Source organism: Peptoniphilus sp. BV3C26, from assembly GCF_000478985.1.
GTDB classification, from domain to species: Bacteria; Bacillota; Clostridia; order Tissierellales; family Peptoniphilaceae; genus Peptoniphilus_B; species Peptoniphilus_B koenoeneniae.
The window spans coordinates 15,062-27,019 of sequence record NZ_AWXB01000050.1 but is presented as its reverse complement, the minus strand read 5'-3'; the positions used below and the strand labels follow the sequence as shown (position 1 = coordinate 27,019).

The following is an 11,958-nucleotide window of genomic DNA, read 5'->3' as shown; positions in this document are numbered from 1 at the left end:
ATATATATATATATATATATATATNTNTNTTTTTTTATGTCAATTTTTAGAGACTCCGTTATTTTTTATAAATTGTGGAGTTTTTTTAATAAATTAATTTAAAATTTATTTATTATTTTTTTCTCTTATATATTTGTCGATGGAAGTTGCGGCTGTTTTTCCGGCTCCCATTGCAAGAATTACAGTTGCAGACCCTGTAACTGCATCTCCTCCTGCAAAAATATTTTCTCTTGAAGTTTGAGCATCTTCATCTGCAACAATTCCACCTTTTCTATTAACTTCAAGGTTTTTTGTTGTATGGGCAATAAGGGGATTTGGGCTTGTTCCCAGGGCCATTATAACCGTATCAAAAGCTTCTTCATAATCTGAGCCTTCAATTTTTACAGGGCGTCTTCTTCCAGATTCATCAGGTTCTCCAAGTTCATTCTTAACGCAAATTAAAGATTTTACCCAGCCATTTTCATCTCCCTTTATTTCAATTGGAGCAGTGAGCATTTGAAATTCTATGCCTTCTTCAATAGCGTGATGGACTTCTTCAATTCTTGCGGGAAGTTCTTTTTGAGTACGCCTGTATAAAATTGAAACCTTAGCACCCAGCCTTTTTGCTACTCTTGCAGCGTCCATGGCAACATTTCCACCGCCTATAACTGCAACTTTATCTCCAACATTTATAGGGGTGTCAAATTTTTCATCGAAACTTCTCATTAAGTTGTTTCTTGTTAAAAATTCATTGGCAGAATAAACTCCATTTAAATTTTCACCAGGTATTCCCATAAACATAGGTAGACCAGCTCCGGAACCGATAAATACAGCTTCGTATCCTTTATTTAAAATCTCATCAATTGTTAAAGTTCTACCAATTACTACATTATTTTCAATTTTTACGCCAAGACTCTTTAGATTATTTATTTCAGCTTCAACAATTTCATCAGGAAGTCTAAATTCAGGTATACCATAGACTAAAACCCCACCGGACATTTGAAGAGCTTCAAATATTGTAACTTCATAACCCATTTTTGCCAGCTCTCCTGCACAAGTAAGGCCTGCAGGACCGGCTCCTATAACTGCAACTTTTTTGCCGTTTTTTTCAGGACTTTCAAATAATTTAACCTTATGATTTCTTGCATAGTCAGCTGAAAATCTCTCAAGTTTACCTATGGAGACAGAATCTCCCTTTGCATTTAAAACACAATATTTTTCACATTGACTTTCTTGAGGACATACCCTTCCGCAAACTGCCGGCAGAGCAGTGTAAAGAGAAAGAACTTTTGCAGATTGTTCAAAGTTTTTATTTGAAATTTCTTTTATAAAACCAGGTATGTCAATATTAACGGGGCAACCCTGTCTACATTTTGGAACCTTACAATTTAAACATCTTTTTGCCTCTAAAACTGCCTCTTCTTCATTATAACCGTAACAAACTTCTTCAAAGTTTTTATTTCTTATATCAGGTTTTTGTTCTCTTACAGGAACTTTTGTAAATCTATTTTTAGGAGCCTCAACGCCATTTAGGTCTAATTCGTGATTTTGTCTTTCTATTTCAAAATCAATGTTGCAGGCGTGATCTTTTACTTTTCTTGCAGAGGCCTTATTTTTATATTGCATTTGCCTTTTTATAGCTGCATCAAAATCAACTTTATATCCGTCAAACTCAGGACCGTCAACACAGGCAAATTTTGTAACTCCGTCAATGGAAACACGACAAGCTCCGCACATTCCTGTACCGTCAACCATTATGGGGTTTAATGAAACTATTGTTGGAAGATTAAACTTTTTGTTAGTAAGGCATACAAACTTCATCATGATCATAGGTCCTATGGAAACACATTGATCATATTTTTTATTTTCATTTTCAATAAGATCTACAATTTTATCGGTAACCAAGCCTTTAAAACCGTAAGAACCATCATCGGTACAGATGTAAAGATTATCGCAAACACTTTTTAATTTATCTTCTAAAATAACAAATTCTTTTGATTTTGCACCAACTATTATGTCACAGGAAAGTCCATGATCTTTAAACCATTTTGCTTGAGGATAGACGGGAGCTGTTCCAACACCGCCTGCAACAAAAAGATATTTTTTACTCTTAAGTTCTTCTAAATCCATGCTTAAGAAGTCACTGGGGCGTCCAAGAGGGCCGACAAAATCTTTAAAGGATTCTCCCTCATCAAAAGAGCAAATCTTTTTTGTAGAGTCTCCTGAAGCCTGTACGACTATTTCAACACAACCAGTTTTTAAATCATAATCTGAAATTGTAAGAGGAATCCTTTCAGCATAGTCATCGGCTATTACAATTATAAATTGTCCGGGCTTTGCAGAAGCTGCAATGCGAGGTGCTTCCACATCAAATAAATAGATGTTGGGAGCAAGGTTTAATTTTTTCTTAATTTTATACATTTTTACCGCCCTTTTCTAAAGAATTTTTTATTTTTAATAAAAATTTTTCCATAACATTGGAAAGTTCATTGATGGAACAATTTAATTTTATAGATAACATATTGCCGCTACCATTTAAGTTTGAAAAATCCCTATCTAAAATGCCTTTAAGATCTATATTTAAATTTCTACTTCTGTAAATTAAAACTTGTCCCATATTTCCATTGGGAATTCCATAAATTTGAACATAATCAGCTTCATCCATAATTTTAGAAGAAATAAGCTTAAGCTCTTTAAAATTAACATTGTTTAAAATTTTATAAATATAATTTATTCCATTAAAATTTGTGGCGACATTTTTAAAATCTTTTACAGCTTCATATCCCAGCTCCATTTCCATTTTTTTATTCTGAGCAACAAGACTTTGCTTTGAAGCCTTTAGAACTTTTAATTTTTTAAAAAGCTGGTCTTCTGAATCAACATTAAAAGTTTTTATCATATTATCAAAAATTTTTGACTTATTTTTATAATCATCAAAAGCTCTTTTTCCTGAAAGAATATTTAAGACAATTTTATTTTCAATTTTTTCAGGCGGCAAAATCTTAATAAGGGCAAGTTCACCGGTTCTTTTAAGAAGGGGACCCTCAAAATAAATTTTTCCCAGGCCTGTTAAAGACAAAAAATTTTCTGAAAATTTAGTTGAGATATTACTTCTTACAATTTGATTTGCAAGTTCTTCAAGTTTTTCCAAAGTTGAAAAAGCAATGTCTGTTTGGGAAATTATTATTTTATTGTCTTCAAAAATATAAAAATCACTTTCAATATTAAAGGTCTTTTTAAGAAGAAGTCTTACAATTGCATTTGATAAGACTCTTTCTCCAAGGTCCATTCTTTTTTCAAAATCAATATTTATTTTTACTTTTTCTGAATCCTGAATTTTATAAAAAACTTTTCCATTTTAATTTTTTTATAAGATTCATGAAGATTTATAGTAAATTCATCAGCTTCAACCTTATCTGTGCCTGAAAAAATATCATTAAGTAAGCCAAATTTTTCTCCCTCAATTTCAAAAATGTGAGAAAATTCACTCTGAAATTCTTTAGCGTAAGGATTATCAATATATTTCATCTAATTACCTCTCTTTATTTAAATTGTAACATAACTATTTTTCTTAAAGAAGAAGATTTATAATTAATCTATGACTTACATATTTTCAGTATTTATAATTTTTTTTGGAATTTATATTTTTTTAAAAAAGAAAAGTCAAAAGGCTCTTTATTTTTTAATTTTTTTCAATATTTTTTTGCTCTTTTAATAAATAATTTTAAAGAAAATCTCAGAGAGGGAGACTATATACTTAGAGGGAAAATAGCAGATATAAAAAATGGAGCCTATACAATAAATATTTCAAGGGGAAAATTTAAAAGACCCTATAAAATTTTGTTTTACTATGAAGAACCCTTAAGAATAGGAGAAAAAATTGAGATTGAAGGTAGCCTTAACAAGGGGAGTCTTCCCTTAAATGAAAATGGTTTTAACGAAAGACTTTATTATAAAACAAAAAATTTACAGGGAAAATTTTACATAAAAAATTTAGAAAAAATAAGTTTTAAGAAAAATATAAAAGATGATTTCAGAAATAGGATTGAAAAAACATCTCTACTTTTAAATAAAAAGAATGGAGAACTTTTTAAAAGTATTCTTTTAAGTGACGGTTCCATAAGTGAAGATAAGGAAGAATTTTTAAACTTTGGACTTGCTCATATTTTTGCAGTTTCAGGGCTTCATATAGGTCTTATATTTTTATTTATTTCAAAAGCCTTATTTTTTTTACCTAAGAAAATTAAAAAAGTACTAAGCCTTTTTTTAACTTTCTTTTATATATATTTAATAGGCTTTCCCATATCAGCAGTGAGAGCTTTTTTAATGATCTTATTTTTAAATTTGTCATTTTTTATAGGCTTAAAATATAAAACCTCCACTGCCTTAATACTTTCAGCCCTTATAAATTTAGGAATAAATCCCTACAATATTTTTTCTCCAAGTTTTATTTTATCTTATTCCTCTGTCCTTTCTCTTGTAATAATTTATCCTAAATTAAAACTTTATACGGGGAAGACTTTTTTGGGAAAGGGCCTAGATATAAGTTTAAGTATTTTTATAGGAACGCTTCCTATACAGCTTTACTTTTTTTATCAAGTAAACATAATTTCTATAATTGCAAATTTAATTTTAATACCTCTTTATAGCTTGGGTCTTTGTTTTGCAAGTCTTCTTTTAATAATTCCAAATTATGTTTTTGCTGGAAGCTTAGATTTAATTTTTGACTTGGGAAGAGAAATAGGAATTTATCTAAACTCCATAATAAATCCATTTATTTTAGGAAGACCACTTCCTATAACAATGGCAACTTATTATTTCCTATTGGGAGAAATTTTATTTTTAAAAGATTATTTAAAAAAATATAAAAAAGAATTTTTATGCTTTATAGGGATTTTGTATTTAATCACAAGTTTTGCTTATATAAAGGAAAATCCTCTTTATCAGGTAAGTTTTAATTTTATAGGTCAAGGAGATTCTTGCCTTATAAAAAATAAAAATTCCTACTATTTAATTGATACAGGTGGAAGTGTGGAAAACAGTCTTTCTAAAAAATATTTAATACCCTATTTAAAAAGTAAGGGAATTAATAGGATAAAGGGTATTTTTATTTCTCATATGGATGCTGATCATGTGGAGGGCATAAGGCATTTTAAAAATATAAAAGTTGATAAAGTTTATTTGTCAGGGGTTGAGGAAAAGAATCAGTTTTATAGATATATTAAGGAAAATTATAAAAATGAAATTTTTGAGACTCCATATGAAGAGGGAGATTTAAAGATTAAAAGAATTTATTATCCCTGTGGTCAGAGTCCTAATGATAGGTCTATGGTTTTATTAGTCACTTTAAGAAAAAAGACCTTTTTATTTACAGGGGATATTTCAAAAAATATCTGTGATAAAATAGAACAAGAAAAAGTTGATGTTTTAAAAGTTCCCCACCATGGATCTGTAAATTCTCTTTCAAAAAGTTTTTACAAAAAATTAAGACCAGATCTTGCAGTTATAAGTGTTGGGAAAAATAATTATGGCATGCCTTCTCAAGAAGTTATAAAAGCTCTCGAGGTGGAGGGAGCTATAGTGAAATTAACAAGCAAGGGACAAGTAAATTTAAAGTTGAGGTAGTATGGATTATAGAGAATTGTATAAAAAAGATTTGAGTGGTTTTTATTTGTTTTTCGGTTGCGAAAAACTTTTAATGGAAAATACTCTTAAATATATTATAAATAAGTATATTCCCAAGGGGACTTATGCTTTTAATTTAAGCAGGGTAAACAATTTTAATGAGCTTTACAAGTCTGCTTGGACCCTTCCTGTTATGAGTGAAAAAAAACTTATATTAATTGATGATGGAGCCATGTTTGAATCAGAACTGGAAGATTTTGAAAAATTTAAAGATTTTTTGGATAATTTTTTTCCTTATAATATTTTAATTATTATGGAAGGGCAAAATCCTTTTAACAAGACAAAAAAATTTTACAGATATTTTCAAGGGCAAAATAGAAATGTTGAGTTTTCAAAATTAAAGGGGAGTATGGTAAATTCCTTTGTTGATGGATATTTTTTAAGAAAGGGGATTAAAGTTTCAAAGGCTCTAACAAGTTATATGATTGAAAAATCAGGTTACAATTCAAGAAATCTTGATATGACTCTTTATGATTTAAAAAATGAAATGGACAAACTTATTGCTTTGGGAGAAATTACTAAGGAAAAAATTGACAGTTTAATGACCGATAATATTGATACAAATGTCTTTGCTCTTACTGATGCAATAGGTGATAGAAATTTAGATATATCTTTTAAAGAACTTCACAACTTATACAAGATAAATGAGCCAGTTCAAAAAACTTTTGTAATTATCCAAAGACAGATAAGGCTTCTTTTAGCTTATAAGATTTTACAGAAAGCTGAATATAGTCCTAGTTCAATTATGAATATAATGGAGATTAAAAATTATGAATTTACAAAAGTTTCAAATTTCCAAAAAAATTTTGAACTTGAAGAGCTTAAGGAAATTTATTCTTTTATGGAGGATATTGATTTGAAATTAAAATCAACAGACCTTGACCAAATGCTTTTAATGGAAATGCTTATTACAAAAATATGTAAAAAAAACCCATCCTGATTTAGGATGGGTAAATTTTTTATTTTGTTGAATAATTGTCGAAATATCCTTGAATGAAAACAACTGGGGTTCCCTTATCTCCAGAGCCAGAAGTTAAATCTGCAAGAGATCCTAAAAGGTCTGTAATTTTTCTTGGTGTAGTTCCTAAAGTTTCATTTTTTCCTTTTAGATTATTTTCTTTTTCTGCAATTTTTTTAGCCATGGCATCTGTTAATTCTTGACCTGATAGGTCTTTAAACTCAGTGTCGGCAATATATTTTATCTTAAGTTCGTTAGGTTCTCCTACAAGACCGTCAGTGTGGGCAGGGCTTACAACAGGGTCTGCAAGTTCCCAAATTTTTCCTACAGGATCTTTAAAAGCTCCATCGCCGTAAATCATAACTTCAATTTGTTTACCGGTTTTTTCGATTAAATCCTTTTGAATTTTTCTAACAAGTATTGATCCGTCTCTTGGGAAAAGTTTTACCATATCAAGGTCTGCTAAGTTGGAACCTAAAAGGCCGTATTCTTCATTGTATCCTGACCCATTTACAGATTCGTTTAAAATATCATCAAGACCTAAAACAATTTTTGCTCCTGCATCTTTAAGTTCATCTTTTATTAAAAATCTTGTGTGAGTAGAGCATACTAAAACTTGATCCGTATATTTAAGGATTGTTTTTGGATCATTTGAAAAATGAATATCGCAACCTTCAGCAATTTCTTTATAAAGTTTTACATAATCAATTCCTGTAAAAGGATGGGCAACTTCTTGTCCAAATAGTCTTCTATAATCACTTTCTTCCAAAACATCACTATAGGGATTGATTTTTTTGTCGTAAAGTTTTCTTTCATCCATTAGGTGATTTCCCACTTCATCAGAAGGATATGAAAGTAATAAATGAAGTTTTCTGCCTGATTTTGCAATTCCTCTTAAAAGAACAGAAAATCTGTTACGAGATAAAATTGGGAAAACTATTCCTATTTCTCCATCAAATTTATTTCTTACATCTTCTGCAATTGCATCAATACTTGCATAGTTATTTTGAGCTCTTGCACAAAGACTTTCCGTAACGCAAACTACATCTTTATCTTTAAAAGTAATATTTTCAGCTTCAGCTGCTGCTAAAAGAGAATCAACTACTATTTTTGCAACATCATCACCTTTTTTTACGATGGGTGTTCTAATACCTCTAACTACTGTACCTACTAATCTATCCATAGTACCTCCCGTTAATAACTAACAACAATATACTTACAGTTTATTCTACATAATTTATTATAAGTTAGCAATAAAAAATTAAAAGTTAGAAAAAATCAGAAAAAAATTTCAAATATTAATATCAATTACTTTTTGATATTTGGTATTTAAAGGTCAATTAAGTTATAATAAAGTAATTAAAGGAGAATAGTATGATAACTTTTGAAAATGTATTTAAAGAATATCCTAATGGTTCTCTTGCTCTTCAAAGTTTAAATTTGCAAATAGAAGATGGAGAGTTTGTTTTTTTGGTGGGCTCATCAGGAGCTGGAAAATCAACTCTTTTAAAACTTCTTATAAGAGAAGAGGAAGCCACAAGGGGAAAAATAATTATAAACGGGACCGATATTACAAGATTAAGAAAAAGCAAAATTCCTAAATTAAGACGTTTAATATCAGTTGTATTTCAAGATTTTAGACTTATTTCGCAAAAAACTGTTGCGGAAAATATTGCATATGCTCTTGAAATTCAAGGCATGTCCAAAGATTTTATAAGGGAAAATGTAAAAAGGGCAGTTGCCCTTGTGGGACTTGAAGGAAAAGAAAATTCTTATCCCGATCAATTGTCAGGCGGAGAAAGCCAAAGAGTTTCCATTGCAAGAGCTATAGTAAATAAAGCTCCGATTTTAGTTTGCGATGAGCCTACAGGTAATTTGGATTTAGAAACTGCCATGGGAATTATGGAAGCTTTGGAGAAAATTAATAAAGAAGGAACAACAGTCATAATGGCAACTCATGCAACTCAAATTGTAGATAAAATGAAAAAGAGAGTTATAACTTTAAATGACGGAAAAATAAGTTCCGATGTAAAAGAAGGGGGCTATTATGAAGTTTCTTAGACAGTGCATAAATGTCCTTAAAGAGGGCTTAAAAAGTCTTTGGAGAAATAAAGCCATGGGATTTGCATCTACAATTTCCATTGCTGCCATGCTTATACTTTTCGGATTTATTTCTCTTATGGTTTTAAATTTAAATACAATTGTATATCAGACAACAGGAAAAGTTGATAAGGTAATTTTTTATTTAAAGGATAATATGGGCGCTGATCAAGTAAATGATATTATTCAAAACATAGGAAAAGAAGAAAATGTGAGAAATATTTCCTATGTGTCAAAAGAAATGGCCATGGATTCTTTAAAAGAACAGTTTAAAGATAAAAGCTCTGTTTTTGATAATTTTGATATAAATAAATTGCCAGCATCTTTAGTTGTTGAAATGAAAAGCCTTGAAAAATCAAGAGATTTAATTGAAAAGGTTAAAAATTTTGAAGGCATAGATAAGTACAGCTTTATGGGAGATTTAGTTGACAAAATGGCAAGCATAAAAAGAGGAGTGAAATTTTTAGGCGCAGGTATAGTTGCAGTCCTTGTTTTTGTTTCCATTGTAATTATAAATAACACTATTAAAGTTGCAGTATCAAACAGAAAAAAAGAAATAAGTATTATGAAGTATGTAGGAGCAAGTAATTCTTATATAAGAGGGCCCTTTTTAATTGAAGGTATAACTTTTGGAATTTTAGGTGCAATTTTAGCTTTTTTAGTTATAAATACTGGATATTCTAAACTTTATACTATTATAATGAGGGAGATTTCCTCTATGGATTTAAAACTTGCCAATCCTAAATTAATTGCTTTTGATTTACTTACAATATTTTTGTCAATTGGTGTAGGCATAGGCTATTTAGGAAGTTTAATGAGTACAAAGAAGTTTATGGATGTTTAATATGAATTTTAAAAAATTTATCTCTTTTCTTTTAATAATCTCTACAATTTTTACTTGTGTATTTGCAAGTTCAAAGTCTTTGGAAGAGAAAAAAAAGAAAAAAGAAAGTCAACAAAAAAAGATAACTGAACAAATTAAAGAAAAAAAACAAAAAGGCAAATGAAAAAGAAAATCAGGCTAAGACCGTTAAAAATGAAATAGATATCCTTGATGAGAAAATTTCCGCTGCCGATAACAAAATCTATTCTTTAAATAATCAAATTTCAGCTTTACAAAAAGAAATAGAAGAGTCTGAAAAAAAATTACAAGAAGCCCAAAATAATTTGGATAAAAATAAGGCTGAGTTTGAAAATAGGATAAGAGCTATTTATATGAATGGCAAAGTGGGATATTTGGAAGTAATTTTAAATTCTAAAAACATAGAGGATATGATGTACAATCTTGAGCTTGCAAAGACAATTGCCGATGAAGATAATAAGCTTATAGAGTACATTGCAAGTCAAATAGACACCATAAGGATAACAAAAGTAAGACTTGTTACAGACAAAGATAGGTTACAAAAATCTCAGGATCAAGTTATAGTTCAAAGAAATGCCTTAAATCTTGCAAGTAATCAAAAGTCAGCTTATATGGCAAGCCTTATGAAAGATGTGGAAAAGTATAGAGCAGAGTATCAAAAGGCTGAAGATGAGTGGAATAAATTATCTGGAGAAATTGAAAAGCTTACAAAAGATATTAAAACTGCAAAAAAACTTGAAGCTTCAAATGGAGCAATTTTAGGAACCGGTAACAGAGTTGGAAAAAAACTTGGCTGGCCTGTCCCGGGACATACAAGACTATCAAGAGGTTTTGGGGTTATGATGCACCCTATTTTAAAAATACAAAGGATGCATACGGGAATTGATATTCCTGCACCTTCGGGAACTCCTGCAGTTTCTGCTGAAGGAGGAACAGTTATTGTTGCTCGACATATGAGTGGATATGGAAATGTGGTTATGGTTAATCATGGAAATTGTGTTACAGTTTATGCCCATTTATCTGCAATAAAAACATCAGTGGGAAGTTCAGTTGCAAAAGGACAAGTTATAGGATTAGTAGGCTCTACAGGTCTTTCTACAGGCCCTCATTTACATTTTGAAGTTAGAGTTAACGGGATACCTCAAAATCCCGTAAATTATGTATAGGTGGAATAAATGAAAAAAATTAGAAATATTATTATTGTTTTAATTCTTCTTGTTTTTACAAACTATGGAACTTTTAAATTAGCAAGTTCAGGATATTTTTATAATTTAACAAAAGATGAAGAAAAAATGCATCTTCAAAAAATGAAATTTTTAGAAAAAAAGTAGAAGATGATTTTTTATATAAGGTTGATAAGGAAAAACTTCGCCAGGGAGAGTTAAAAGGTATGGTTGCATCCTTAGGAGATCCTTATTCTGAATATTTAACTTTAGAAGACTTTGATGCTCTTGCTGAACAGACAAATGGAAAATTTTTTGGAATAGGAGTTTCCGTTTCATCTAATGAAGAAGGTCAGATTTTAGTAATTGCTCCTATTAAAGATACACCGGCTGAAAAGGTTGGCATAAAAACAGGAGATCTTATTTTAAAAGTAAATGGAGAACCTGTTTCGGGAAATGACCTGCAAGCTGCAGTTGCTAAAATAAAAGGAGATAAGGGTACAAGTGTAAAGATTACTATTTATAGACCCTCTACAAAAGAAACAAAAGATATTGACGTAAAAAGAGATGAAATTAAACTGGAAACGGTAATTTCAAATACAATTAAAGATTTAGGCTATATAGGTATAACTCAATTTAATGACAACACTTATGATGAATTTACAAAAGCTCTTAATAACTTAAAAGAAAAAAACGTAAAGGGACTTATAATTGATCTTAGGGGAAATCCAGGGGGAACCGTTGACAGTGTTGAAAAAATTGCCAACGAACTTCTACCGGAAGGAACCATTGTTTCCGCTAAGAATAGAGATGGTCAAGTAGTTTTTGATTACAAGAGCGACAAAGAATATGTAAATTTACCCATGGCAGTCTTAATTAACGGAGGAAGTGCATCAGCTTCTGAAATTCTTGCAGGTGCTATAAGAGATTTTAAAATGGGTACATTAATAGGGGAAAAAAGTTTTGGTAAGGGAATTGTTCAGTCTGTATTCCCATTTCCAGATGGAAGTGGTTTAAAAATAACAACCTCTGAATATTTCACACCAAGTGGAGAAAATATTCACAAAAAAGGTATAAAGCCTGACATTGAAGTAAAGTTGCCTGAAAATGTAAAGGGAATAGGAATAGAACATTTAGACACAGATAATCAACTAAAAAAGGCTATTGAAGTTCTTGAAAAATAAGTTTTTAAAGTTGTAGGAGTGAGATTT

At 30.1% G+C, this 11,958-nt stretch carries 11 protein-coding genes; 7 read left to right on the top strand and 4 right to left on the bottom strand.

Annotation, left to right across the window (positions count from 1 at the left end):
- Nucleotides 1-105: 105 nt before the first annotated feature.
- Genes HMPREF1253_RS05435 through HMPREF1253_RS05425 form a run of 3 tightly spaced genes read right to left on the bottom strand, consistent with a single transcriptional unit; the run spans nucleotide 106 to nucleotide 3,507 of the window.
- Nucleotides 106-2,400: a bifunctional dihydroorotate dehydrogenase B NAD binding subunit/NADPH-dependent glutamate synthase gene (locus HMPREF1253_RS05435; RefSeq protein WP_023055744.1), complete on the bottom strand. Its 2,295-nt coding sequence runs from the start codon at nucleotides 2,398-2,400 to the stop codon at nucleotides 106-108.
- Nucleotides 2,393-3,268, bottom strand: a complete 876-nt coding sequence (locus HMPREF1253_RS05430) for a hypothetical protein (RefSeq protein WP_023055737.1) — start codon at nucleotides 3,266-3,268, stop codon at nucleotides 2,393-2,395. Before HMPREF1253_RS05430 ends, HMPREF1253_RS05435 begins: the two co-directional genes overlap by 8 nt.
- Before the next feature lie 26 nt (nucleotides 3,269-3,294).
- The gene (locus HMPREF1253_RS05425; RefSeq protein ID WP_023055748.1) at nucleotides 3,295-3,507 is read right to left on the bottom strand and encodes a hypothetical protein; all 213 of its coding nucleotides are present in this window, start codon (nucleotides 3,505-3,507) and stop codon (nucleotides 3,295-3,297) included.
- Nucleotides 3,508-3,573: 66 nt separating this feature from the next.
- Here HMPREF1253_RS05425 and HMPREF1253_RS05420 point away from each other — a divergent pair, with 66 nt between their 5' ends.
- Both HMPREF1253_RS05420 and holA read left to right on the top strand, forming a co-directional pair.
- Entirely contained in the window at nucleotides 3,574-5,604 is a 2,031-nt protein-coding gene (locus tag HMPREF1253_RS05420; RefSeq protein ID WP_081696592.1) for a DNA internalization-related competence protein ComEC/Rec2, read from the top strand.
- Nucleotide 5,605: 1 nt separating this feature from the next.
- Entirely contained in the window at nucleotides 5,606-6,604 is a 999-nt protein-coding gene (holA, locus tag HMPREF1253_RS05415) for a DNA polymerase III subunit delta (RefSeq protein ID WP_023055749.1), read from the top strand.
- A gap of 19 nt (nucleotides 6,605-6,623) precedes the next feature.
- Here the strand turns inward: holA and HMPREF1253_RS05410 are convergent, their stop codons facing one another.
- Nucleotides 6,624-7,805: a coenzyme F420-0:L-glutamate ligase gene (locus tag HMPREF1253_RS05410; RefSeq protein WP_023055754.1), complete on the bottom strand. Its 1,182-nt coding sequence runs from the start codon at nucleotides 7,803-7,805 to the stop codon at nucleotides 6,624-6,626.
- A gap of 191 nt (nucleotides 7,806-7,996) precedes the next feature.
- Here HMPREF1253_RS05410 and ftsE point away from each other — a divergent pair, with 191 nt between their 5' ends.
- The 5 genes from ftsE to HMPREF1253_RS05390 all read left to right on the top strand — a co-directional run bounded on the left by ftsE (nucleotide 7,997) and on the right by HMPREF1253_RS05390 (nucleotide 11,931).
- Nucleotides 7,997-8,683: a cell division ATP-binding protein FtsE gene (gene ftsE, locus HMPREF1253_RS05405; RefSeq protein WP_023055735.1), complete on the top strand. Its 687-nt coding sequence runs from the start codon at nucleotides 7,997-7,999 to the stop codon at nucleotides 8,681-8,683.
- The gene (gene ftsX, locus HMPREF1253_RS05400; protein WP_023055751.1) at nucleotides 8,670-9,566 is read left to right on the top strand and encodes a permease-like cell division protein FtsX; all 897 of its coding nucleotides are present in this window, start codon (nucleotides 8,670-8,672) and stop codon (nucleotides 9,564-9,566) included. The genes ftsE and ftsX overlap by 14 nt, the downstream gene beginning before the upstream one ends.
- 323 nt (nucleotides 9,567-9,889) lie before the next feature.
- Complete coding sequence (locus HMPREF1253_RS05395) at nucleotides 9,890-10,750, top strand: murein hydrolase activator EnvC (RefSeq protein WP_023055745.1); 861 nt, start codon at nucleotides 9,890-9,892, stop codon at nucleotides 10,748-10,750.
- 9 nt (nucleotides 10,751-10,759) lie between these two features.
- The gene (locus tag HMPREF1253_RS10490) at nucleotides 10,760-10,915 is read left to right on the top strand and encodes a hypothetical protein (protein ID WP_023055752.1); all 156 of its coding nucleotides are present in this window, start codon (nucleotides 10,760-10,762) and stop codon (nucleotides 10,913-10,915) included.
- A 59-nt stretch (nucleotides 10,916-10,974) separates the two neighbouring features.
- A complete protein-coding gene (locus HMPREF1253_RS05390; protein WP_023055743.1) occupies nucleotides 10,975-11,931 on the top strand; it encodes a S41 family peptidase in 957 nt (318 codons plus the stop codon).
- Nucleotides 11,932-11,958: the final 27 nt, after the last annotated feature.